22 protein-coding genes are annotated in these 23,050 nt (G+C 50.2%); 5 read left to right on the forward strand and 17 right to left on the reverse strand.

The genetic code is table 11. The features are described 5' to 3' along the window. Positions 1-31: 31 nt before the first annotated feature. The 7 genes from ACY0JR_RS04715 to ACY0JR_RS04745 all read right to left on the reverse strand — a co-directional run bounded on the left by ACY0JR_RS04715 (position 32) and on the right by ACY0JR_RS04745 (position 5,270). A complete protein-coding gene (locus ACY0JR_RS04715) occupies positions 32-1,003 on the reverse strand; it encodes a DUF6089 family protein (RefSeq protein WP_462632757.1) in 972 nt (323 codons plus the stop codon). Positions 1,004-1,130: 127 nt separating this feature from the next. Then, positions 1,131-2,009, reverse strand: a complete 879-nt coding sequence (locus tag ACY0JR_RS04720) for an NAD kinase (RefSeq protein WP_462632759.1) — start codon at positions 2,007-2,009, stop codon at positions 1,131-1,133. Positions 2,010-2,082: 73 nt separating this feature from the next. Beyond that, positions 2,083-2,748 carry a CBS domain-containing protein gene (locus ACY0JR_RS04725; RefSeq protein ID WP_462632760.1) on the reverse strand — a complete coding sequence of 222 codons (666 nt, stop codon included), beginning with the start codon at positions 2,746-2,748 and terminating at the stop codon, positions 2,083-2,085. Continuing rightward, positions 2,738-3,508, reverse strand: coding sequence for an alpha/beta fold hydrolase (locus ACY0JR_RS04730; RefSeq protein WP_462632761.1), 771 nt, complete (start codon positions 3,506-3,508; stop codon positions 2,738-2,740). The genes ACY0JR_RS04725 and ACY0JR_RS04730 overlap by 11 nt, the downstream gene beginning before the upstream one ends. Before the next feature lie 35 nt (positions 3,509-3,543). After that, on the reverse strand, positions 3,544-4,119 hold the full coding sequence (locus ACY0JR_RS04735) for an anthranilate synthase component II (protein ID WP_462632762.1): 576 nt from the start codon (positions 4,117-4,119) through the stop codon (positions 3,544-3,546). Between the two features lie 170 nt (positions 4,120-4,289). Next, on the reverse strand, positions 4,290-4,799 hold the full coding sequence (locus ACY0JR_RS04740) for a CvpA family protein (RefSeq protein ID WP_462632763.1): 510 nt from the start codon (positions 4,797-4,799) through the stop codon (positions 4,290-4,292). Positions 4,800-4,808: 9 nt separating this feature from the next. Further along, complete coding sequence (locus ACY0JR_RS04745; protein ID WP_462632764.1) at positions 4,809-5,270, reverse strand: GatB/YqeY domain-containing protein; 462 nt, start codon at positions 5,268-5,270, stop codon at positions 4,809-4,811. A gap of 118 nt (positions 5,271-5,388) precedes the next feature. Between ACY0JR_RS04745 and ACY0JR_RS04750 the strand changes: the two genes are divergently transcribed. The 4 genes from ACY0JR_RS04750 (at position 5,389) to ACY0JR_RS04765 (ending at position 8,478) form a co-directional block, all read left to right on the forward strand. Beyond that, positions 5,389-6,105 carry a pyridoxine 5'-phosphate synthase gene (locus ACY0JR_RS04750; RefSeq protein WP_462632765.1) on the forward strand — a complete coding sequence of 239 codons (717 nt, stop codon included), beginning with the start codon at positions 5,389-5,391 and terminating at the stop codon, positions 6,103-6,105. Between the two features lie 58 nt (positions 6,106-6,163). Continuing rightward, positions 6,164-6,742 carry a hypothetical protein gene (locus ACY0JR_RS04755; protein WP_462632766.1) on the forward strand — a complete coding sequence of 193 codons (579 nt, stop codon included), beginning with the start codon at positions 6,164-6,166 and terminating at the stop codon, positions 6,740-6,742. 41 nt (positions 6,743-6,783) lie between these two features. Beyond that, positions 6,784-7,551 (forward strand): alpha/beta fold hydrolase, encoded by a 768-nt coding sequence (locus ACY0JR_RS04760; RefSeq protein WP_462632767.1) that lies wholly within the window; start codon positions 6,784-6,786, stop codon positions 7,549-7,551. A 207-nt stretch (positions 7,552-7,758) separates the two neighbouring features. Further along, on the forward strand, positions 7,759-8,478 hold the full coding sequence (locus tag ACY0JR_RS04765) for an SAM-dependent methyltransferase (protein WP_462632769.1): 720 nt from the start codon (positions 7,759-7,761) through the stop codon (positions 8,476-8,478). Between the two features lie 246 nt (positions 8,479-8,724). Here ACY0JR_RS04765 and ACY0JR_RS04770 read toward each other — a convergent pair whose 3' ends face one another. From ACY0JR_RS04770 to ACY0JR_RS04800, 7 genes are all read right to left on the reverse strand, one after another. Next, complete coding sequence (locus ACY0JR_RS04770) at positions 8,725-10,077, reverse strand: murein hydrolase activator EnvC family protein (protein WP_462632770.1); 1,353 nt, start codon at positions 10,075-10,077, stop codon at positions 8,725-8,727. A 37-nt stretch (positions 10,078-10,114) separates the two neighbouring features. Continuing rightward, positions 10,115-10,879 (reverse strand): lipoprotein insertase outer membrane protein LolB1, encoded by a 765-nt coding sequence (lolB1, locus tag ACY0JR_RS04775; RefSeq protein WP_462632772.1) that lies wholly within the window; start codon positions 10,877-10,879, stop codon positions 10,115-10,117. Next, complete coding sequence (locus ACY0JR_RS04780) at positions 10,872-12,629, reverse strand: tetratricopeptide repeat protein (RefSeq protein ID WP_462632774.1); 1,758 nt, start codon at positions 12,627-12,629, stop codon at positions 10,872-10,874. Before ACY0JR_RS04780 ends, lolB1 begins: the two co-directional genes overlap by 8 nt. A gap of 14 nt (positions 12,630-12,643) precedes the next feature. Then, the gene (locus tag ACY0JR_RS04785; protein ID WP_462632775.1) at positions 12,644-13,651 is read right to left on the reverse strand and encodes a sugar phosphate nucleotidyltransferase; all 1,008 of its coding nucleotides are present in this window, start codon (positions 13,649-13,651) and stop codon (positions 12,644-12,646) included. A gap of 125 nt (positions 13,652-13,776) precedes the next feature. Next, the gene (gene dut / locus ACY0JR_RS04790; protein ID WP_462632776.1) at positions 13,777-14,223 is read right to left on the reverse strand and encodes a dUTP diphosphatase; all 447 of its coding nucleotides are present in this window, start codon (positions 14,221-14,223) and stop codon (positions 13,777-13,779) included. Positions 14,224-14,242: 19 nt separating this feature from the next. Then, entirely contained in the window at positions 14,243-15,742 is a 1,500-nt protein-coding gene (locus tag ACY0JR_RS04795) for a lipopolysaccharide biosynthesis protein (RefSeq protein WP_462632777.1), read from the reverse strand. A gap of 155 nt (positions 15,743-15,897) precedes the next feature. Further along, positions 15,898-16,680 (reverse strand): enoyl-CoA hydratase/isomerase family protein, encoded by a 783-nt coding sequence (locus tag ACY0JR_RS04800; RefSeq protein ID WP_462632778.1) that lies wholly within the window; start codon positions 16,678-16,680, stop codon positions 15,898-15,900. Between the two features lie 385 nt (positions 16,681-17,065). Between ACY0JR_RS04800 and ACY0JR_RS04805 the strand changes: the two genes are divergently transcribed. Then, positions 17,066-17,335, forward strand: coding sequence for a hypothetical protein (locus ACY0JR_RS04805; protein WP_462632779.1), 270 nt, complete (start codon positions 17,066-17,068; stop codon positions 17,333-17,335). A gap of 530 nt (positions 17,336-17,865) precedes the next feature. On the opposite strand, the gene infB is transcribed toward ACY0JR_RS04805, so the two are convergent. The 3 genes from infB to ACY0JR_RS04820 all read right to left on the reverse strand — a co-directional run bounded on the left by infB (position 17,866) and on the right by ACY0JR_RS04820 (position 23,046). Further along, positions 17,866-21,117 (reverse strand): translation initiation factor IF-2, encoded by a 3,252-nt coding sequence (gene infB / locus ACY0JR_RS04810; protein WP_462632780.1) that lies wholly within the window; start codon positions 21,115-21,117, stop codon positions 17,866-17,868. A gap of 188 nt (positions 21,118-21,305) precedes the next feature. Further along, a complete protein-coding gene (nusA, locus tag ACY0JR_RS04815) occupies positions 21,306-22,565 on the reverse strand; it encodes a transcription termination factor NusA (protein ID WP_462632782.1) in 1,260 nt (419 codons plus the stop codon). Positions 22,566-22,572: 7 nt separating this feature from the next. Further along, positions 22,573-23,046, reverse strand: coding sequence for a ribosome maturation factor RimP (locus ACY0JR_RS04820; protein WP_462632783.1), 474 nt, complete (start codon positions 23,044-23,046; stop codon positions 22,573-22,575). Positions 23,047-23,050: the final 4 nt, after the last annotated feature.

The following is a 23,050-nucleotide window of genomic DNA, read 5'->3' on the forward strand; positions in this document are numbered from 1 at the left end:
TCATTTACTTCAAATCAAAGGTGTTACCGTGTTAACGGAATTTCGGTCCTCTTCTTGCTGGAGCCAGAATATAATTTAAAGAAAAACCTGTAGTGATGTACCAGTCATCATCTGAGGAATCTCCTCTTTGGTTTCCTTTAGCACCAAAGCCTTCAATTCTGCTGAAACCGTTCTCGGTGATGATATTGTAGTTGCCAGCTCTTGAGTTCTCAGAGCTTCTATCTGAAAGAATAGCGGCGGCGGTTCCTTTTCCACCACCCATGGCTGCTAAATCACCTTTATCTGCGTACGTAGTACTTACATCATCCAAGTAGTCAGTGAAGGTTTTGCGCCAGGTAATTTCAAACCCTACATCCCAAGTTCTAGCTAATTTGTATTTCATACCAAAACCGAAAGGGATGGCAAACTGAACTTTCTTATAGGGTTCTGGATAATCACCTCCGTTGGCATACTGCCCCTCTGTTCCTAGCGGCTGCAATTCATACCAACCGGCTGGTAGAGCCGGGTTAGCACCGTCATAGTACGCTTTAGGGTTGTGGTGTAATACCGCTAATCCCACAAAGGCATAAGGTGTAAAGTCTGGGCGACGGAGGTACGTTCTGCGGTTTTCGAATAAATCAATGATACCATGTACGCTTAACTCCTTGATGTCATTTCTAAAGCTGAGGTTACGTTTGAATCTAGGCTCGTTTTCTGGCTCAGAGAAGTCAGCACTTTTGCTGTCATCGCCGGTGATTCTTCCCCAGGAGAGAGCGGCTCTACCAGAAATCCGTGAAGTGAATTTACGGGTAAAGTGTACTGACACACTTGGACGGGTAGAGTTCAGGCGTAAGCTGGTAAAGTCAGACTCAGGGGTTACATCGCCAAAATAATTCATGGCATTTAAACTGATCCCCACGCTGTTGTAAAGATTTCTCCTGTTAAAACGCTGTGCTTCTACCTGTGGGGCAGCAGCCATAAAGAGAACAAACAAAATTAATAAAGTAGAGAAAAATTTTTTCATGCCATCAACTATTACTTACTGAATTTCTATTTACTGCGCAAAACAAAATAATCCTGCAACGGACAAAATTATACTTTTTTTTATTACCACAAGCAGGTAATAGGATTTTATAATTTTTTGTTTTTATTTAACCATTTCGCTGATCAAGCCCCCAGTGCATCTTGGTTCTAAGGGTGGTCAGGAAATTCACCTGATTCAATTTCACTAGTCTGGCGTTGAAATTCTCCCGCCTGACTGCCAACTGGATGGAAGCATCTACGGGCCTGGACCTGGAATCTAAAGACACCAGGTATCTGGTACTTCGCCCCTCAATCTCAAAAGATATCACACTTTTATCTGATACCACCAGAGGCCGTACGTTCAAGTTATGAGGACATACGGGAGAGATCACGAAATTGTTTGTCTGCGGCATCATAACGGGCCCTCCGCAGGAAAGTGAGTAACCCGTAGAGCCGGTGGGGGTAGCCACAATCAAGCCATCTGCCCAATAGGAGTTCAGGTATTCGCCGTCTATGTAGGTGTGCACCGCAATCATGGAAGAGGTGTCCCGCTTCACAATGGAGAATTCATTCAGCCCGAAATTGATGCCGTCAAATACTTCCTGGTCACTGTCCAGGTGAATGAGCGATCTGTCTTCCAGGGTGAAGTGTCCTTTTAGCAAGGAGTCAATGGCCATGTCTAATTGGGCATACGGCACAGAGGCCAGAAACCCCAAACGTCCCATGTTTATGCCCATGATGGGAATCTGCAAGGCACCCACGTAGGTCACGGCGTCTAACAAGGTACCGTCTCCTCCCAAACTCAGCACGTAATTGACGTCCTTCAGACTGGTTTCCCGGGTAAAGACCTCGGCTTGGGCCGGAATGTTGGAAAGTGGGGCGAATGCCTCTACAAAGTGGTCTGCCACGGTCACCTGAACGCCCTCTCGGGCCAAAATATCAAATAGCCGGTGCACAAAAGGAATCACTTCCTCTTTTACAGGTTTACCAACTATTGCTATTTTCATGACGAATGACTCAAAGGGGTTGCAATAAATTTACGAAAAGCACAAATATATTGCCTTCACCACTATAGGAAAGTTAAATGTTTAGGTAGCGTAACAGCAAATCCAGTCTGTCCTGGTCTTCTGGTGCGCTGGAGGTATCCTGAAACTGGGCCGTTATCTTATACCCGAACCGCTCCAACGTGGCGATGATGCGGGTAAGGTCACCGGTGTTTATTTTAAGCGTCAGCTTTATTCTGAAGATATCGGCTTCATCTGGCGAGACGTTGGCGCTCAGGATTTTGGCATTGTTAGATTCTACCAGACGGCTGATCTCACTAAGCGAATAGTCGCGTTCGGCCATGCAAAGCACCAGAATACCGCCCTGGCCTTGTATGGCAGACATCTGCCCGAAGGCGGAGATAGTGTCATTTACCGTAATCACGCCTAAATACTCCTGCAGATCATCCAACACGGGTACTACCTGCACTTTGTTTTTGATAGCTAGTTCCATCACGTTGTAGAAGTGTTGGTTTTGCTGCACATGTACGTGCTCAAAATCAAAATGAATATTCTCTAAGACCATTTCTGGGTTCTTAGCCTCCATGACATTCTCTTCGGTTACCAGGCCCAAGTATTTTCGGTTCTTGACCACGGGCAGTTGGTTCAGCCGGAACTCATCCATCCAACGCACGGCTTTCTCGCCGGTGTCTGAGGGTTTAAGGGGCGGAACCATCTGGTTTATCAGTTCTTCAGCTATCATAAGCAGCAGTCTTTAACAGGAATTCTTCTAAGATACTGTTAAAGGCGTTTGGATGTTCCATCATGGGTGCATGACAGCAATGATCTATAAACCGCAACTCTGAATTCTGAATCAATCTATTGAACTCATGCGCCACCATAGGCGGGGTAATGGTATCATTCAAACCCCAGATCAGCAGCGTGGGCGCTTTAATTCGGCCTAAATCTTTGCCCAGGTTATTCCGCTGCGCGGATTTAGCGATGTAGATGATCCGGAGGGCCTTGGGGTTGCTGTTGGTAATATCAAACACCTCGTCTACCAGCTCTTTGGTAGCCACGGCCGGGTCATAAAAGGTGTATTCTATGCGTTCTTTCACAAAACTATAGCTCCCGCGCTTGGGGAAGGAACCACCCATAGAGTCTTCAAACAAACCAGAACTGCCGGTCAGCACCAGCCGCTTCACGTATTCGGGCCGTTTTAAGGCGTACTCCAGTGCCACGTGCCCACCCAGGGAATTTCCCAACAGCGTTAAATCAGACAGGTTTTTATGAGCCACGAAGTCTTCCACAAATTCTACCAAGCCGGGCACACTGGCCTGAGGCAAAGGCATCTCATACAGTGGCATAAGAGGAATGACCACGCGGTAGTTTTTATGGAAATAGGAGACCACTCCCTGCCAGTTACTCAGCGCCCCAAACAGCCCATGCAAGAGCAAAAGCACTTCGCCTTCGCCCTCATCTATGTACTCAAACCCGCCTTCCTTCTTGATTTCCAAATTCATGTGAGAAAATCGCTTGTATTGATAGTAAGTAGAAACTAGTATAGAGATGTAATATTAGCAATATTCACCCAATTTCTGAGCATTTCCAGTCCGTGCGGGGTAAGCGCCGCCTCTGGGTGAAACTGCAACGCGTACAACGGCAAGTGTGCATGCTTAAAAGCCATGAGCTCCCCATCAGTGGTTTGCGCCAAAGGCACTAAGTCCTCCGGAGATTCCTGCACCACCAGCGAATGGTAGCGCACCACCGGTATACTGGAGGGAAGTCCCGCAAAAATGGGATCAGGGACGCACTGAATCTCCGAGATTTTCCCGTGCATCGGCCGCAGGCCTTTCACTACCCTGGCCCCAAAGAACTGGCCCAACGCCTGATGCCCCAGACAAATACCCAACATAGGCAACCGGTCATGGTAGTAGTCAATGACGGCAGGCATGACCCCGGCCCGTTCTGGCGTACCCGGCCCCGGCGACAAGACAATTCCCTGCAACGGCATAGCTTTGAGTTCCTCCAGCGGCACATCATTCCGGCGTACCTCTACCTCTACGCCTAACTGGCGGAAATAATCATAGAGGTTGTAGGTAAAAGAATCAAAATTGTCTAAAAGCAGCAGCACAGAGAAGAAAACGCAACCAAAAGAAAAAAGATATTCCTGTTCTAGGCTTGTTTCTGGTAAGACAGGCCCAAAACAGGAACAGATAACTACTCATCAAAGCGAAGCAGCGGCCCGAGTTTACGGCACTTCCGTTTCAAGGCTGTTTGGTAAAAACAACCTTAAAACAGGCATTACCCGAAAGACTCCAGCGCCTCGCGGCCGAAGGGAATAATCCATTGCACAAAAGCCCAGGCGTTGGGAGCGGCCCCCAGGTAATACGGGTACACCTCAGACTCGCGCACCGTTTGCAGCGCCACGTCCAAGCCTGTGGCGTTAGCGAAGTACACCAGCAGGCAAATGGCAAACGCCCACTTAGCGCCTCCCACTCCGGCTCCTACCACATTGTCCATCAGGCCCAGCGGGGTTAAATGCACACCTTTCTTGACCATTCTACCCACGGCTCTTACGGCAAAGCCGATGCCGGTAAAAACCAGCAGATACGGAAGGAAGGGCAGAAACCCGGCTTTGTCGCCGAGCCACTCATGGATGGGCGGGGTCACCAGCCCTACTATTTTCATCCCGAAAACGGTAATGATGATAAGTGACGCCAAAGACGCCACCTCCAGCACCAACCCTTTGAAGAAGCCCTTGAAAGCGCCGTATGCCACCGGCAACAGCAAGAAAAGGTCAAATGTACTCACCCGCTGAGATTAGGCGTTGGTGTTGTTTAACAAGGCATTTACTGCATTGGAAATGGCTCTACCATCGGCTTGGCCCGCCAGTTCACGGGAGGCTACCCCCATCACTTTGCCCATGTCTGATGGTCCTAAAGCACCCACACGCTGGATAATCTCCAACAGACGCTCGCGCAGATCGCCTTCATCTAACTGCTGGGGCAGGAATTCCTCAATAATGGCCAGTTCAGCCAGTTCCACTTCTTCCAGGTCTGGGCGCGACTGGGTGCGGTATACCTCCGCCGACTCGCGGCGCTGTTTGGCGGCTTTGGTCAATAGTTTCAGTTCGGTGTCTGGGGTAAGGGCCTGCACACCGCCTTTTTCGGTTTCGGCTAACAGAATCTGTGATTTGATGCCACGCAGGGCTTGCAGACGCACTTTATCTTTGGCCAACATGGCTTGTTTAATGCCGGCTTCTACTTTTTCTTTCAGGCTCATAGTTTTATTTTAGTAAAGGTACCGCAGCACCCGGGTCAGAAATCATTTAGGAAAGTGACATCAAGTTTCTTTTATCTTTGCTCCAATCTTCAGGATAGAACGTTAACGCAAAAGCAACATGACGAAACTGAGCGTAAATATAAATAAAATAGCCACGTTACGGAACGCCCGTGGTGGCAACCGGCCAAATGTAGTGCAAACGGCGCTGGACTGCGAGCGGTTCGGGGCGCAGGGCATTACCGTGCACCCGCGGCCCGATGAACGGCACATCCGGTTTCAGGATGTATACGACCTGAAAGCCGTAGTGACCACCGAGTTCAACATTGAAGGCAACCCCACCCCAGATTTCATCAAACTGGTGCTGGCCGTGAAGCCCGAACAAGTGACGTTGGTGCCCGATGCGCCCGATGCCATCACGTCCAACGCTGGTTGGGACACGCTTAAACACAAAGACTTTCTGGTAGACGTCATTGCCCAGTTCAAGGCTGAAGGCATCCGGACTTCCATCTTCGTAGACCCTATCAATGCGCAGGTAGAAGGCGCCGCCGAAACCGGTACTGACCGCATTGAACTCTACACCGAAGCCTATGCCCATGACTACCTCGCCAACCGCAAAGAAGCCGTGAAACCCTACGCCGAGGCTGCCCGCGTGGCCCAGGCTTGCGGCTTAGGCCTGAACGCCGGCCATGACCTGGACTTAGATAACCTGCGTTACCTGAGAGAACAACTGCCCAACCTAGACGAGGTTTCCATTGGCCACGCCCTTATCTGTGACGCGTTGTATTACGGTTTGGAGAATACCATCCAGCTTTACTTGCGCCAACTGAATTACTAATGCGGCATTCCCTTTTTTTGGCTCTTTTTCTAAAAAACAGCTCTAAAACCCGGCGGCTATGCTAGGCGTGTTGCTTAAAATTGCGGCCTTAGTGATTGCGGCGCAGTACGGGGTGCGTTTTTTTGCCTGGTTGTTCAGGAAACAGCAGCGGGTGTTCTTTCTCTCGCCCATGCGCCAGTTCAAAATGGTGTTCTGGTCTTTGTTCAGTTTCTGGTTGGGCGGCACCATGCTAGGTATGCTGCTGAGGGAACAGAATGACACGCCGCTGGAAAAAGGCATCGCGATTGGTTTGGGCACCGTGTTGTTCCTGTTCGCGTTGCCCACGCTGCTGGTACACTTCCAGTACTGGCGCTACGAACGCGAAAATGCCTTGGAATTGGGAAAAGAGACCAAAAGCGCGTTGCTCCTGCAACCCGGTGGCAAGTATCTACTCAACCCGCAGCACATCAGGGAAATGACGCACACAATCTGCCTGTCTAAACGCTTCTTCTGGAGTTCTTACCAATATTTGACGCTTTCGCTCACCAACGGAGAGCAACTCAAGATTACTTCTTTGCTCATAGACTTGGAGCAACTGAAAGCCCTTTGGCCCCGCGTGCCGTACCACACCAAAACGAAATGGGTCTGTTTTCTGTAAAATAGACTTAAAACAACCCTCGCATTCAATCTCTCCAGACTATGGAATTAAATTATAAACTTTTAGGCGAAGGCCAACCACTCCTTATCTTACACGGCCTGTTCGGGACACTGGACAACTGGCAGACCCTGGGCCGCGAGTTCGCCAAAACCTATCAGGTGTACCTGATTGACCTGCGCAACCATGGCCGCTCGCCGCACTCTGATGAGTTCAGCTACCAGCTCATGACCGATGATATTCTGGAGTTCATTCAGCAGCACCAATTGCAGAACCCCCTTATTATTGGGCATTCCATGGGCGGAAAGGTTGCCATGAACTTCGCCCTGCAAAACCCGGATAAGCTTTCCAAACTGCTGGTCGCGGACATTGCCCCCAAGTACTACCCGCCGCACCACGATGATATTCTGGCAGGTTTCCGCTCCATTGACTTGGCTTCCATCCAGAACAGGCAAGAAGCCGATGACCAACTAGCCGTGAATGTCAATGATTACGGTACCCGCCAGTTTCTGCTCAAGAACCTGTACCGCAAAGAAGACAACAGCTTCGGGTGGCGCCTGAACCTGAATGCCATTGAAGCCAACCTGCCCCAGGTTTTGAGCAATATTGAGTCAGAAACCCCCTTTACCAAACCCACGCTGTTTCTGCGGGGTGGCAATTCGCGCTACATCAAGCCAGAGCAAGACTTGCCCCAGATTCAGAAGCTCTTCCCAAACGCGACCATAGAAACCATTGAGAACGCCGGTCACTGGCTTCACGCCGAACAACCGCAGGAGTTCTACCGCTTAACCATGGAATTTCTGCAGAGCTGAAGGTTAATTTTAAGTCATTTTGAGAAAACTGGCTCCAAACGATTAAAACGCCTGAACTGAGGTCTATCTAGTTCGCCCACAAGGTCCTTCCAGGATGACAGATGGGAATAATCAGGATGACAAAAAGGGAATAAGCAGGATAACAAAAGAGAGATAAGCGGCTTTACCTGTTTTGAGCTGCTTTTAGATAAAACAACCAAAGAGTACATGAGCACACCGGCCAAAGGCACCCTTTTCCTGATTCCTACAGTTCTGGCAGAAGACACCGCCTCTGCCGTCATTTGCCGGCAGGTGATCGAGGTCACCGCCCAACTAAAGTACTTTCTGGTAGAGAATGCCCGCACTGCCCGCCGCTACATCAAATCCATCGCGCCCAGCCAGACTATTGAAGAACTGCAGATTACGGTTATTGACAAGAATTCTTCGGATGCCGAACTGACCGCTGCTTTAAAACCTTTGCTGGCCGGACAGGATGCCGGAGTCATCTCAGAGGCAGGCTGTCCGGGTGTGGCAGACCCAGGAGCGGAATTGGCACGTTTGGCGCACCAACACGGCGTGAAAGTAGTGCCCTTGGTGGGGCCTTCAGCGATATTGATGGGTTTGATGGCCTCGGGGTTCAACGGGCAATCATTTGCATTTCACGGCTATTTGCCCATTGAGAAACGAGACCGTATTCAGGCGTTGAAGGGGTTGGAGAAAGAAATGGTACAGAAAGACCAGACGCAAATCTTCATGGAAACGCCGTACCGCAACAAACAGATGATAGATGATTTGCTACAACACCTGAGCAAAGACACCAAACTGTGCATTGCGGCCAATATTACCGGCTCCAACGAATTCATCAAAACCCTGCGGGTGGCAGACTGGAAAGGCAAGGTCCCAGACCTCCACAAACAACCCGCCGTTTTCCTTATTTACAAACGCTGATCCTCTCTCACCGTTTTAGGGCTATTTTCAGAAAACAAGAAGCCTGAAAAGGAATAGCGATAGGCCGCTCTTACAAATTAATTACTGCAAAGGGCAGCTTGCTGGCGCGAGTCTCCAGACTTGTGACAAGAGATGAAGCGAGTCTCCAGACTCGCCGGAAACCACACGCAAAAACCCCAAAGCAGCTTGAGACTACGCGGCCATTGAAAAAGGGCAACCACAAGGATTGCCCCTAAACACCTTTTATTATTTCGGCATGAGCCAGCCTTGCGGGTTGAGGTTGGTTTGGTTTTTCCAGATTTGGAACTGAAGCTCAGAAGTTCCTTCAGCGTCTGTGTACACGGTACCAATGGTTTGCTTGGCGCTTATTTCCTGGCCTTCGGTCACGCTCACAGTGCGGAGTTTGGCGTATACGGTGAAGTACTCACCGTGCTGCACCATCACAATATTGTTCATGCCCGGAATGGTCTGTACTGTCAGTACTTTCCCCCCAAAGATAGAGCGAACCCGTTCATTGGCGCCGGTTTGGATATCAATGCCTCGGTTCTCAACCACCACCCCTTTCAGGACCGGGTGGGCCTGCCGGCCGAACCGCTGCGAGATAAACCCGCGTTCTACCGGCCAGGCGAAGCGCCCTTTGTTACCGGCAAAGCTGTTGGACAAAGCGGTCCCTTCCGGCGTAAGAGTCACCCTATCTGTGCGGGAAACGGTAGCCTTGGTCTTGGCTGCAGCGGCTTCGGTATTGGCGTTAGTACCTGTACTTGCTGGAGCGGGTTTACCAGCCGCGGCGGCGACACGGGCAGCAGCAGCGGCTTCGCGGGCGGCTTTGGCTTTGGCAGCAGCGGCCCGTGCCGCCCGGGCAATTTCCTCCCGTACCCTATCAGCAATTAATCTGTTCAATTGCTGCACGGCTCTCTGACGTTGTTCCAGTTCCTGCTTTAAGGATTGTTCCTGTTTGCTGAGTTGTTGAATGACCTGATCCTGCTGGTCATGCATGGAAAGAAGATTTTTATTCTCGTTCAGCTGCACAGTTAAGAGAGTTCTCTTCTGCCGCTTCTGCGAGGTAAGCGTATTAAGCTGTTGGTTGAGGTTTTGCTGCACTTCTTCAATGGCAGCTGCCTGTTTTTTACGGGCCTCTGTATATTGGCGCAGGTAACTCATGCGCCGCATCATCTGGTTAAAAGAATCAGAGGCAAACAGAAACATAAGTTTGTTGTAGCTGTTGGCCGTTTTGGAAGCCGCGTAAATGAGGCGGGAATATTCTTTTTTTAGCCGTTGTAAATCGGTCTGGGCATCGGCTACTTTCTGTTCAGTGGTGCGCAGGTCACGGTTCAGGTAACTGATCTCTGAGGAAATGTTGGTGATAACGCCCTTCTGAACTGTGATTTTTTCTTTGATTACGTTGAGCTGCCCCAGAGACGCTTGCTTTTTCTGAGCGGTCTGCTGCAAAATGCGGTTGGCTTCCTGAATACGCTTCAGGTTGGCATTTTTCTCGCGCTCCAGTTGCGCCTTGGTTTTGACCGGTGCTTTTTTGGTGGTTGTTCTGGCAGGAGCTCGGGTGGTCTTTTTCTGCTGTGCCTCCGCAGAATTGTACCCCATCAAGAAAAAGAATAATAAAAGATAAAGTAGCCCCGCCCTATTTTCGTTCATAGTTCGAAGGTACGGAAAAAGGAAAATCCAGAGAAGTGTCAGACGTGGAAACCTGTCTGTGCTTCACGGCTACTACCGTGGTTTTACCAGCATTTCCCTCTGGTTGCTGAATGGAAAGCAGTACCGCCATGGCGAAAGGTTTCCCGTTCAGGTCCTCAAAATCCTGGTAATCTACGGTCATGAAATCCTTGGTCTGCAGATTCCGGACCTCGGTACGTTTCAGCTTGAACTTGGTGGTATCCACATATTGGTCTATCTGGAGATTCGTACGAAGTGTACGCAAATGCTGCACTGGTCCTTCCAACTCCAGCTTTTCCCGCCCGTTTTCACCAGCTACAAAATTCCCGATCAATAAATCTTGCAGGGTGTTGAAATCCACATCTACGTTGTAGCGTTGGCGCAGCATGTCATATGAACCGGCAAAAAACTCGTCTTTGAGCCTGTTCACCACATACACCGAATCTGGGGTTACTTTCAAACGGGCCGCTTCAAAGCCCAAAGCCTGCACAGAGGCCCAGATCACTTCATTCTTTTTCATGCGAAGGGTTAGGTTCGCACTTATCTTACTGCTCTCACTCTGTACTTTTCCTTTAGCCGAGAAGAACGTGTAATCTGTGTTAACTACGTTTACTTTATTGATGCTTTCTGGTGCTGCTGCTCCAGACGCCGCCGGTGCCGTCACATTCTTTTGGCAACCTACCATCACCAGTAAACTCAATGCAAACGCGTATAGATAACCCTTACTATTCATATAATTTCTTGTCTTTGATCTTTTTGGTGATGCCCTCTGAGGCACCGCCAACCTGGTTGGCCCGTACCCATTGCTTCAGGGCCAAATCGCGCTGCCCCAATTGGTAGAGCACATCGCCGTAGTGTTCAATAATGGTGGCATCTGAAGAAACTGCTACCGCTTTCTCTAATAGCCGTTTTGCCTCCTGGTAATCTTTCAGCTTGTACAGAACCCACGCATACGTATCTAAATAGGTAGGATTGTCTGGATACTGAGCTACCAACATGCCGGCCAGCGCCTTGGCTTTCGCCAGATTCTGCCCCCTGACAGACAGGAAATAACTGTAATTGTTTAATGCGTGCGGGTTGTTAGGTTCTATGGCCAGGGCTGCCTCATATGCTTGATCAGACAAAGCATATTGCTCTTGTGAATGATAGGCATCGCCTAACTGGAGGTTGAACTGCAATTGCAGGTCTCGGTTATTGCCGGCCAACCTGCGGCCGTACTCCAGGGACTTAGTGGCTTTGGGATAATTTTTGTTAATGAGGTGCGCCGTACCATTGTAGAACCAGAACATAGGCTGGTTAGGGAAGAACTCCAGCGCTCGTTCAGAATGCAGAATAAGGGAATCGTTCTGGTTCATTTCGCCGTCCAGCAACACAATCTGCTGCCAGATTTTATAATGGCCAGGATCTAACGCAACCGCTTTCACGTAATTGTCCCGCGCGGGTAATTTGCGCCCGGCATTCACAAAGATGTCACCGGCCACGGCATAGGCTTTCGCTTCGCGCGGGTGGGCTTTGGTGGTCAGTTCGGCTAGTTTGATGGCTTGGGCCGCTACTTTCTCATTAGGTAACCGCCGGATGTAATCTACTAGAATCTTCACCTTGGAATCAATATCCAGGGCCGGGTTCCCGAAGGCAAGTTCCAGTTGGGCATCGGCTTCAGTGGCTTTTCCTTGCTGTTGCAGCAAATCGGCTAACATCAGGCGGGCGTAAGCATTGTCTGGCGCTACCTGTAAGGCTTTCTGGGTAACGTTTATGGCATCAGCAAACTTTTTGTTGGCGGCCAGAATCTCGGCCTGGGCCAATAAATAGCGTACTTCTTCCGGTTTGGAGGTAATCAGGTTGTCGCCTTCCTTTAGGGCTTTGACCAGGTTGTTCTGCTTGAGGTAAATCTGCTGCTTTTTAAAAGAAATCTCTTCAATGAGCCCGTACTTCTCCTCAATCTGGTCCAACGTCCGTAACGCATCATCTAACCGGTTTTTGGAAAGATAAAGGTCCGTGAGGTTGAAGAGGTATTGCTCGGTGTTGGGCAGTTCCTGGGTAAGTCTAGCGTAGACTTTGATGGCGTCATCATACTCCTGCTGATTTGTGTAGATCTGGGCCAGCAGCAGATGGTAATAGGCGTTCTTGGGTTCCAGTTCCCGCGCGGCCTGGGCGAAGGGCAATGCGCCCCGCACATTGCCCAGCAGCAGGCTGGTTTCGGCTAATTTGTAGTTGACGGCCGCGTTGTTGGGGCTAATGGCGTAAGCCCGTTGAAAACGGTCTAAGGCTTTGTTATATTCTTCCAGCACGAAAAACTTCATGCCTTCCACAAAATAGGACTCACATAGCTGCTGCTCCTGCGGGCTTAAGGTCAGAGAAGGGCTGCCGGTGGTACCGGTAGAAGCGGGCTTCTCTTTTTTGCGCTCAGATTGGGCATAGCTTTCTTCTCCCGCTGCCACCAACCCGCACAAAACGGCCACTATCGTGAGTCCTCTTTTCAACATAAACTTAATCTGTTCTAGCCACGCAGGGTATTGTAGTCGCCTAAGCTCAGGTCAGAAGGTACCCCTTCGTATACAACGTAATTCCCTACCATGGAGTTAGCTATGTGCGCGTGGTTTACCTTGCTGCTTTCCTGCACAATGGAGTTACTGATCACAGAGGCAAATACCTGCGTGTTGTTCCCAATGGAAACGTGCGGACCTACCACTGAATTGTTCAACACCACGTTTTCGCCCAAATATACCGGCGGAATGATCACGCTGTTGTTCACTTGCGCAGTGGCAGACACCAAACCTTCTTCGTCTTGGATGTATTCCAGGTAGCGTTGGTTGGTAAACACGGTAGAATCTTTGTTTCCGCAGTCCAGCCACTCAGAGATCTGGCCGGGAATGAACACCGAGCCTTTGCTCTTCATGTTCTCCAATGCGTTGGTAATCTGGTATTCACCTTTGTCTTTGATGTCATTGTCCAACAGGTACTGCAACTCGCTGCGCAGGTACTCGCCGTCTTTGAAGTAGTAAATACCAATGATGGCCAGGTCAGACACAAAATCCTGTGGTTTTTCCACAAACTCCGTGATTTGTCCCTGCTCATTCAGTTTCACTACACCAAACGGACGCGGATCTTCTACTTTCTGCACCCAGATAGTGCCTTCAGCTGAAGTATCTAATTTGAAATCTGCTTTGAAGAGAGTATCGGCGAAAGCCACAACAACGTTGCCTTTCAAGGCGCTCTGGGCGCATAGAATAGCGTGGGCGGTTCCCAGCGGCTGGTCCTGGTAATGGATGGAACCAACGGCACCAACAGACTCGGCAATTTTCAGCAAACGCGCCTCTACTTCTTTCCCGAAGTTACCAATGATAAAGGCTACTTCTTCAATGGGTTCCTGGCACACCTTGGCAATGTCTTCCACCAACCGCTGTACAATTGGTTTCCCAGCAATAGGAATAAGAGGTTTAGGAACAGTGAGGGTGTGCGGGCGCATACGTTTGCCCATGCCGGCCATTGGTACAATAATTCTCATAGTGTGTGTCTTATAAAGGTTGCTCAAGTAAGGCCTACCTACGGGTTTCCTAGATTTAGGATTTGCATTCTCCCCGTTTTCAGGCTATTTTTCCTAAAATAGGGTAAAAACTGAAGATAACAAATTTATTGTTTGCCAGTACTGCCGTAGCCACCCTCCCCGCGGACTGTTTCGGTCAGTTCCTCGGCGGCCTCCCACGCCACGCGCTCATATTTAGCTACGACCATTTGCGCAATGCGTTCGCCGTCTTCAATGACAAAATCTGTGTCTGAGAGATTCACCAGCAGTACCTTGATTTCACCGCGGTAATCGGCGTCAATGGTGCCGGGGCTGTTCACAATGGAAATGCCGTGCTTGAACGCCAATCCGCTGCGGGGCCTGATCTGCGCCTCGTGGCCTTCGGGTAGTTCAATGGAAAGTCCCGTAGGAATAAGCGTACGCTGTAAAGGCTTTAAGGTCACGGACGCAGCTAAGTTGGCCCGAAGGTCTAACCCGGCAGAGTGCTCGGTGGCATAGGCCGGCAGTGGGTGCTTGCCCAGATTGATAATTTTAACAGGAAGTGTAGTGGTCATAGACAGCTAATATAAGGAATTATCCCTTTACCTGCCGCTGCATCGGTTTTTCCACCAGCCACACCACGGCCAGGAATACGCCGCACAATCCCAAATGGTACGCCTGCCTGAGCCAGAAACTCTCCAGTTCCCACGCGTACGCCAACCAGATAAGACCAGAGGCCAGAACTAAGTACCCAAAAATGGCTTTCAACGGATACGGCACCGGAAAATACTTCTGCCCAATCACGTAGCACACCACTGCCATTGAAAAGTAGCAGAGAAATGCCGCAATGGCGCTGCCCATGTACCCCAAAACTGGAATAAGCAGGAAATTAGCGGCTACTGTCACTATAGCACCAAAGATAGTAATGTACGTGCCATAGTGCGTTTTGTCTGTGAGTTTGAACCAGACGGTGAGGTTGTAGTACACACCGTTAAACAGATAAGCCAGCAACAGAACCGGCACTACCTCCATGCCCGTGCGGTACGCCTCCTGCCCCAGAAAATACTGGAACAAGTCTAAGTTCGCGCTGATGCCCAGATAAGCCAAGGCGCACACAATCACAAACCACCGCATGACTACGGCAAAGGTGGCCGGGGAATTCTTATCTTGAGACTGCGAAAAGAAAAAAGGCTCCGCCGAATATCTAAAAGCCTGAATCATGAGACTCATCATGATAGCCAGTTTATAGTTCGCCCCGAAAATACCCAGCGCATCTTCATTCGTCACTCCGGGGTAAAAACCCTCCGGTAGCCAGTCTTCCAACATAAGCCGGGAAAGCATTTCATTGGTGGCTCCGGCCAGGCCCATCACCAATATTGGGAAAGCATACACCAGCATGGGGCGCATTTCTGTAAAATCAAGCCGGAACCTGAAATCAGAGAACTCTTTCCAAAGCATAGGAATGAACAGCAGGTTGGCCACCATGTTCACCAGGAAAATGTAACCTACCCCCAGTTCCGGGTCATAAATGGTTTCAACCAACGGGCGCAGTTCTGCCAAATATTTTCCTTCGTACACCTGCCTACAGAATATCAGGAAGAAGAGATTTCCGCCAATCACCAGGAAAATATTGGTGAGCCGGATGATGGCAAAGCGCATGGCTTTGTTTTCGAGCCGCAAGCGGGCAAACGGAATGGCTGATACAGCGTCTACAGCCATGGTAATGGCCAGCCAGATAATAAACTTCTCCCTACCCGGGTAGTCTAGCTTTGCTGCAATTGGCGAAGAGAAGATGATAATAACTGCGGTAAAAAGCAGGCTGGACGTAAGCACCAGCGTTTGTACTTTGTGGTAAAGGGCTCGCCGGTCTGCCCCTGGCTTATTGGCATACCGGAAAAAGGCCGTCTCCATGCCATAGGTGTACACAATATTCAGGAAGGCAACAATCGCGTAAAGTTTCGTAACCACTCCGTATTCTGCGGGCGCAAACACTCCCGTATAAAGCGGTACCAACAGGTAATTCAAGGCCCTGCCTACAATACTACTGAGCCCGTAGGCGGCGGTTTGCCCTACCAGTTTCTTTGCAATGCTCATACTAAACTAGAAGTGGAGGGTACACAGGTAAAACAAGAATTGGAAAGAAACATAATGGCCCATTTACAGTTACTCCCGTTTCTAGCCTGCTTTAGGTGAGACAGGTTAAAAACGGGAGCAAGGGAATGATTGATATACGTGATGATGAAAGTAAATTACTCTCCTTTGAAAGCAGGCTTGCGCTTCTCTAAAAAAGCCGAAGTACCTTCTTTAAAATCTTCTGAACCGCAGCAGCGGCTGAAAGAGTTGGCCTCTGTCTGGTAGCCGTGCTCCTCTTTGTCATACCAGGCATTCACGCAGTCTACAATCATGCCTACGGCGATGGGGGCTTTGGCTACAATCTTCTGCATAATCTCCAGGCACTTGCCTCTTAGGTCTTCCTGCGTAGTCACGTGGTTTACTAAGCCTAGCTCTTTGGCCTCAGCGGCCGAAATCATATCGCCGGTCATCATCAGTTCCATGGCTTTGCCTTTGCCTACCAACTGGGTCAGGCGCTGGGTACCGCCATAGCCGGGTATAATACCCAGATTCACCTCCGGTTGCCCGAACCGGGCGTTCTCGCTAGCCACCCGTATATGACAGGCCATGGCCAGCTCGCAACCTCCACCCAACGCAAATCCGTTTACGGCGGCTATCACGGGCTTGGGACATTCTTCAATGAGGGAGAACACATCTTGCCCCCGCTCCGCGAAACGGCGTCCGTTTACCTCGTTGAGTTCGGCAATCTCAGAAATGTCTGCGCCGGCCACAAACGCCTTCTCGCCGCTTCCCGTCAGGATCACGCCCCGCACCTCTGTATCATCATACACTTCCTGAAAGGCGTTGTTGATTTCCTTTACCGTCTCAATGTTGAGGGCATTCATCTTGTTAGGACGATTTACCGTGATAAATAGAATACCGCCTTTGTTCTCCAGCAGAAGGTTATTGTATTGGGTCATGTTCTATTTTCTAAACGTCTGTTTTTCCAAAAATAAGAGGCGCAAATATAAAGAAATACACACAGAATGTTTCTCTTCCCGCCCACCCTCTAAAAATACTCTTTATACCTCCTTTTTAAGGCGAAAAGCTTAGGAAAGTATAATATTTTGCTCAAATTTAAGTTTATATCTTTGGAACAGCAGCCCCACGTTTAGCGTTACACCTCCATCATTCAACCTCTATCCGCTCCTATTCTGTATGATTAACTTTTTCAGATACGTTGTATTTGCAATAACGCTCCTGTTAGTAGGGGCAAGTGCGTCTGAAGCGACCGCGCAAAAGGCAAAAAAAACTAACCGCCGTGGTCCTGATGGCGTAAAAAAAGGCCAGGTGGGAGTTGGAAGCATGGACCGGAGTATGTTGCTGGAGCAACAAAAAGCCGTAGCCTCTGCTAAAACCAGCGGTGGCATGACCTCTAAACCCAATGCTGCTTTACCCGGTATCAAATACGACACCGGCAAAGGTCGCTTCGCCGTCGCTGATTATAAGAGCAAGACCAAGGGTAAGAAAGCAAAAAAGCGGAAATCCAAACGGTTGATTGACCAGGATAACCCCAACGGCAAAATGTACCAGCAAAGCTTGAACAAACGGAACCGTAAGTTCCTGATCTTCTAAATCAGTTAAACAACTTCAACTACAAACAGAAACGCCTCTTCTGCCGCTAGAAGAGGCGTTCCTGTTTTCAGGCCTTCTTGATGATAACGAGCCTAAAACGTAATCTGTCGTAGAGAAGAATTCAATCGCTCCGACTATGGCGCGGAGGCTACTTCCGTGCTTCAGTCTATGCCAAGTCACGTAAGTAACTTCCGCGCCATAGAGAGTTTCTGGACACTACGAGGTATTGAAGGTGAGAACTGCTTTCTGCCTCCTTTCATCAAAATAACCGCAAAACAGTTGCTGAACTTACAATCAGAAGAATTGCTTTTCCCTACCGTACTACTGCTCACCTCAAAGACCTCGTAGTGTCTGGAGGTCCTACGAGTGTCTCTGCTGATTATCTTTTCTACTCAACCCTCCTTCGTACCATAACTATTTTAGATTTCGCCTTACTTCTCAAAAACAAGCCTGAAACCCAAACAAAAAGCCCCACCTTTTCGGGCGGGGCTCTCTTTATTATTATTGATTAACTGTTATTCTATTCAAGATTACAGCGTCCGTTTCACTTCGCGTTCTTCGTAGGCTTCAATTACGTCACCTTGCTGAAGATCATTGAAGTTCTTGATGCTGATACCGCACTCGTAGCCTTGGCGTACTTCGGCCGCATCGTCTTTGAAGCGTTTCAGGGCCAGTATCTCGCCGGAGTGAACTACTATACCATCGCGCACCAGACGTATCTTGGAGTTTCTGGTAATGGTACCATCCGTCACCATACAACCGGCAATAGTTCCCACTTTGGTGATTTTGAACACCTCGCGTACTTCTACGTTGGCAACCACCACTTCTTGTACCGTTGGCGCCAACATACCTTCCATCGCGTCTTTCACCTCGTTGATGGCGTTGTAGATGATAGAGTACAGACGGATGTCTATTTGCTCCTGCTCAGCTAATCTGCGGGCATTGGTAGAAGGACGAACCTGGAAACCAATGATGATTGCATCTGAAGCCGAAGCCAACAGAACGTCTGATTCTGAGATCTGCCCTACCCCTTTGGACAGGATATTCACCTGCACCTCTTCGGTAGACAGTTTCAGTAAGGAGTCAGAAAGAGCCTCTACGGAACCATCCACGTCGCCACGCACAATTACATTCAGCTCCTTAAATGTACCGATAGCCAAACGACGACCGATCTCATCCAGGGTAATGTGTTTCTTGGTACGCATGCTCTGCTCACGCTGCAACTGCTGACGTCCTACGGCAATTTCACGGGCTTCACGCTCCGTCTCCATTACCTGGAATTTGTCACCAGCCTGCGGCGCTCCGTCAATACCCAATACCTGGATTGGCATGGAAGGACCCGCAATTTTGTGGCGGCGGCCCAGCACGTCGGTCATGGCTTTTACACGTCCGTAGTGCGAACCTGCTACCAGAATATCCCCAATTTTCAGGGTTCCGGTTTGTACCAACACGGTAGCTACATAACCACGGCCTTTGTCCAGCGCGGCTTCGATCACGGTACCCACGGCACGACGGTCTGGGTTGGCTTTCAGATCCAATAATTCGGCTTCCAGCAATACTTTCTCCAGCAATTCGTCAATTCCTTGTCCGGTTTTGGCCGAGATTTCCTGGCTTTGGTATTTACCACCCCACTCTTCTACCAGAACGTTCAACTGGGCAAGTTCTTCCCGTATCTTGTCTGGGTTAGCGGTTGGTTTATCCACTTTGTTGATCGCAATTACAATAGGCGAACCGGCGGCTTGCGCGTGGTTAAGGGCCTCTTTGGTCTGCGGCATCACACTATCGTCGGCAGCTACCACAATGATAACTACGTCGGTTACTTTGGCACCACGGGCACGCATGGCGGTAAAGGCTTCGTGACCCGGAGTATCCAGGAAGGTGATGTCTTTTCCAGCATCAGTGGTTACCTGGTAGGCACCAATGTGCTGGGTAATACCCCCGGCCTCACCGGCGGTTACTTTGGTTCTTCTGATGTAGTCAAGCAATGAGGTTTTACCGTGGTCAACGTGGCCCATGATGGTCACAATTGGCGCGCGCGGCTGCAAATCTTCCTCAGCGTCTACTTCTTCAATACCAACATTCTCTTCTTCTTCCGCTGAAGCGAATTGTACGTCATAGCCAAACTCATCGGCGATGATGGTGATCGCTTCGGCATCAAGACGCTGGTTGATGGACACGAACATGCCCAGGTTCATACAGGTCTTGATCACATCGTTCACGCTCACATCCATCAAGGACGCCAGGTCATTGGCAGACACGAACTCCGTTACGCGTAGAATCTTAGACTCTAGCTGCTCTTGTGCTCTGCGCTCATCGGCGGCATCAGCCACGGCCGAACGTTTCTCTCTCCGGTATTTGGCACGGTTACCTTGGTTTCCGCCTTTGCCTCCGCTTAGACGGGCCAGTGTAGCCTTAATCTGATCCTGGATTTCCTTATCGGTCAATTCAGCACGTGGTGCGGCCGGAGCTCCCGGACGATTTCCACCACCCGGACGCTGGCCCGGTCCTCCACCTGCTGGGCGGTTGCCCTGGTAGCCGCCGCCACCTCCTGCCGGACGGTTGCCTTGGCCTGGTCCACCGGCATTACCTTGGCGCTGGGCAGCCTGACCTGTTCCTAACGGACGGGTACTGGTAGCTCTGTCACCGGCGCGGTGCCCTTGTGGGGCTGCCGTGGCATTACTGCCACCAGCATTGCCTTGCGCACCTGGTTTTGGAACTTCAATACGTTTGCGTTTCTTCTTGTCTCCGCCACCCTGGCCTTGGCCTGGTTGCCCGCCGGGCTGGTTTCCTCTGCGGCGCTCATCTGAAGATGCCACTGGTTTACCGCCTTTGCCACGGCCGCCGCTCACCGGTAATTCAATCTTACCAAGCACCGTTAAGCCTTTTAGCTGATCTGCCTGTGCTTTGATAGTGGACTGAGCTACTTCTGGCGCAACAGGCTCGGCTGGTTTATCAGCAGGAGCTGGCGCTGCTGCGGCCGGAGCAGGAGTAACCGGAGCGGCTGGCTCTGGTTTCGGGGCTTGTGGCGCAGGAGCTGCAGGTTTAGGAGCTTCCGCCGCAGGTGCAGGTGCAGGTGCAGGCGCAGCAGGGGCTGGAGCTTGAGGTTTTTCAGTAGCTACCGGAGCAGCAGGTGCTTTGGCTTCTACCGGAGCTTGTGGAGCCGGAGTGGCAACCGGAGCTGGCGCAGCAGGGGCTGGTGTTTCAGCCACCGGTGCTGGCGATGGAGCCGGTGCTGGCTTTTCAGCTGCTACGGGTGCTTCTGCTGGTTTGGCAGGGGCCTCTACTGGCGCTTGTGGCGCTGGCGCAGCCGCTTGGGCCGAAGCTGGGGCGGGTGCAGGAGCTGCTTTAGGCACTGGTCTGCCTTTGGAATCCAGTTCAATCTTCCCTAGAATTTTGATTCCCGGTAATGAAGAACTAGCCGCGGCGGCCGGGGCCGGAGCGGCTTGTGGCGCAGGAGCGGCCACGGCTGGAGCCGCTGGCTTGGGTGCTTCTGACTGCGTTCTAACCTGATTGGATTTGACGAACATCTCCGGCTCTGGCTCAGGCTGCTTCTTAGGCTCTGGGCGCTCCTCTGGTTGGGGTTTCTTCCCTGGAAGGTTCAGATCTGCCGCCTCGGCCTTGGCCTGCATAGAGGAAGCAAACTCTTTCGACAGCATATTGAACTGCTCCGGGGTAATTTTTGAAGTAGGTTTATTCTCGATCTCAACCCCTTTCTTGCCCAGGAAGTCCACTACCGTGGTCAGGCTGATGTTTAGGGTGGTTGCGACCTGTTTAAGCCTCATCGTTCTTTCTTCTGACATGTTCAAATATGCTGTTATAATTTACTTTTAGTAGTTACTTGTTTCTTACTCATTAAAAAGGATGGGGTGGCCATGACGACTTCGCGTTTTTGCCCTGTTTCCCGGAAAATAGGCCAAAATGGCTCCCATCCTCCAGTAAGGTCAAATAACCCGGCACATAAAGCGCACCACTAGTTGTTGTTGCTTTCTTCTGAATCAAACTCCTGGCGGATGATGTTGAGCAGGTCTTCCACGGTTTCTTCTTCCAATTCCGTTCTGCGCACCAGATCCTCCTTGCTGACGGCCATTACGCTGCGGGCTGTGTCCAGACCAATGCGTTTCAGTTCGTCAATTACCCAAGCCTCAATCTCATCAGAGAATTCGGTCAGGTCAATATCTTCTTCAAACCCTTCGGTTTCACGGAACACGTCAATCTCCAAGCCCACCAGTTTACTGGCCAACTTGATGTTCTGCCCGCCCTTACCAATGGCCAGGGAAACCTGGTCTGGTTTCAGGAACACAGAGGCGCGTCCGGTCTCTTCGTTTATCTTGATGCTGCCAATCTTAGCAGGGCTCAACGCCCGCTGGATATACAGTTCCACATTATCTGTGTAGTTGATAACATCAATGTTCTCGTTCTCCAATTCCCGCACAATGGTATGGATACGCGAGCCTTTCATACCCACGCAAGCACCTACCGGGTCAATGCGGTCATCATAAGACTCCACGGCTACCTTGGCACGCTCACCTGGTTCCCGCACAATCTTCTTGATGGTGATTAAACCGTCAAAAATCTCCGGCACTTCGTTCTCAAACAAACGCTCCAGGAATTGTGGAGAAGTACGGGAAAGAATGATTTTAGGGTTACCGTTGATGATCTCTACACGCTGAACCACCGCCCGCACCACGTCACCTTTGCGGTAACGATCTTTGGGGATCTGCTCAGACTTAGGAATCAGCAACTCATTGTCTTCCGAGTCAAGAATCAATACCTCGCGGTTCCAAACCTGGTAGACCTCACCGGAGATGATCTCTCCTACCTGGTCTTTGTATTTTTGGTACAGCAGGTCTTTCTCTAAATCCTTTACGCGTTGAATCAGCGTCTGGCGCGCAGTCAAGACGGCTCTACGGCCGAAGTCTTCCAGTTTCACCAATTCAGACACTTCCTCGCCTACTTCAAAATCTGGTTCAATCTTGCGGGCATCAGAAAGGGCTATTTTGTCATCATCCCAGATGTCTTCAGAGTTATCATCTACAATCTCGCGGTTACGCCAGATTTCCAAGTCACCTTTCTCTACGTTCAGGATGATGTCAAAATTCTCATCTGTCGTCCACTTCTTCCGGATCATAGTGCGGAACACGTCCTCCAAGATCCGCATCATGGTAGGGCGGTCAATGTTCTTGAATTTAGCGAACTCCGCAAACGACTCGATTAATATTGAACTATCCATGTCTTTCTTATTTAAAAGAGATTACAATCTGCGCTTTCACAATATCACTGAAAGCCACGTGAACGGGCTCCAGCAACGCTATCTTATGTTTTACTTTCACTTCTTCGGCAAAAAGAAATCCGTCTTCGGTTACTTCTCTTATCTCACCCGTTTTCTCTGCACCGTCGGCCAGCTTTATTTTTACGTGTCTGCCCACGTTTTTGGCGTACTGCCGGGGCTGAGTCAACGGAAAATCTACACCGGGCGAAGACACTTCCAACACATAGGAAATCTCCTCGCCGTAGGCTTCCTCTATCTGCTTGGCCACGCGGCGGCTGATTTTGGCGCACTGGTCAATGCTGATGCCTTGGTCACCGTCGGCAAGGATGGTTATTTTAGGCCGCACCGGGGTGTCAGATACCTTCACGCTCACAATGAACAGGTCTGGTTCTGGCAGGGCTGCCTGGGCATATCCTTGTATTATTATTTCCTCTAAGGCCATTCGC

The sequence above is a fragment of the Rufibacter sp. JT3400010 genome, from assembly GCF_054956755.1.

Excerpts from the sequence above, each read along its gene's own strand:
- ACY0JR_RS04715 (WP_462632757.1), bottom strand. The coding sequence starts at position 1,003 with ATGAAAAAATTTTTCTCTACTTTATTAATTTTGTTTGTTCTCTTTATG.
- ACY0JR_RS04720 (WP_462632759.1), bottom strand. The coding sequence starts at position 2,009 with ATGAAAATAGCAATAGTTGGTAAACCTGTAAAAGAGGAAGTGATTCCT.
- ACY0JR_RS04725 (WP_462632760.1), bottom strand. The coding sequence starts at position 2,748 with ATGATAGCTGAAGAACTGATAAACCAGATGGTTCCGCCCCTTAAACCC.
- ACY0JR_RS04730 (WP_462632761.1), bottom strand. The coding sequence starts at position 3,508 with ATGAATTTGGAAATCAAGAAGGAAGGCGGGTTTGAGTACATAGATGAG.
- ACY0JR_RS04745 (WP_462632764.1), bottom strand. The coding sequence starts at position 5,270 with ATGAGCCTGAAAGAAAAAGTAGAAGCCGGCATTAAACAAGCCATGTTG.
- ACY0JR_RS04750 (WP_462632765.1), top strand. The coding sequence starts at position 5,389 with ATGACGAAACTGAGCGTAAATATAAATAAAATAGCCACGTTACGGAAC.
- ACY0JR_RS04755 (WP_462632766.1), top strand. The coding sequence starts at position 6,164 with ATGCTAGGCGTGTTGCTTAAAATTGCGGCCTTAGTGATTGCGGCGCAG.
- ACY0JR_RS04760 (WP_462632767.1), top strand. The coding sequence starts at position 6,784 with ATGGAATTAAATTATAAACTTTTAGGCGAAGGCCAACCACTCCTTATC.
- ACY0JR_RS04765 (WP_462632769.1), top strand. The coding sequence starts at position 7,759 with ATGAGCACACCGGCCAAAGGCACCCTTTTCCTGATTCCTACAGTTCTG.
- ACY0JR_RS04770 (WP_462632770.1), bottom strand. The coding sequence starts at position 10,077 with ATGGGGTACAATTCTGCGGAGGCACAGCAGAAAAAGACCACCCGAGCT.
- lolB1 (WP_462632772.1), bottom strand. The coding sequence starts at position 10,879 with ATGAATAGTAAGGGTTATCTATACGCGTTTGCATTGAGTTTACTGGTG.
- ACY0JR_RS04780 (WP_462632774.1), bottom strand. The coding sequence starts at position 12,629 with ATGTTGAAAAGAGGACTCACGATAGTGGCCGTTTTGTGCGGGTTGGTG.
- ACY0JR_RS04785 (WP_462632775.1), bottom strand. The coding sequence starts at position 13,651 with ATGAGAATTATTGTACCAATGGCCGGCATGGGCAAACGTATGCGCCCG.
- dut (WP_462632776.1), bottom strand. The coding sequence starts at position 14,223 with ATGACCACTACACTTCCTGTTAAAATTATCAATCTGGGCAAGCACCCA.
- ACY0JR_RS04795 (WP_462632777.1), bottom strand. The coding sequence starts at position 15,742 with ATGAGCATTGCAAAGAAACTGGTAGGGCAAACCGCCGCCTACGGGCTC.
- ACY0JR_RS04800 (WP_462632778.1), bottom strand. The coding sequence starts at position 16,680 with ATGACCCAATACAATAACCTTCTGCTGGAGAACAAAGGCGGTATTCTA.
- ACY0JR_RS04805 (WP_462632779.1), top strand. The coding sequence starts at position 17,066 with ATGGACCGGAGTATGTTGCTGGAGCAACAAAAAGCCGTAGCCTCTGCT.
- infB (WP_462632780.1), bottom strand. The coding sequence starts at position 21,117 with ATGAGGCTTAAACAGGTCGCAACCACCCTAAACATCAGCCTGACCACG.
- nusA (WP_462632782.1), bottom strand. The coding sequence starts at position 22,565 with ATGGATAGTTCAATATTAATCGAGTCGTTTGCGGAGTTCGCTAAATTC.
- ACY0JR_RS04820 (WP_462632783.1), bottom strand. The coding sequence starts at position 23,046 with ATGGCCTTAGAGGAAATAATAATACAAGGATATGCCCAGGCAGCCCTG.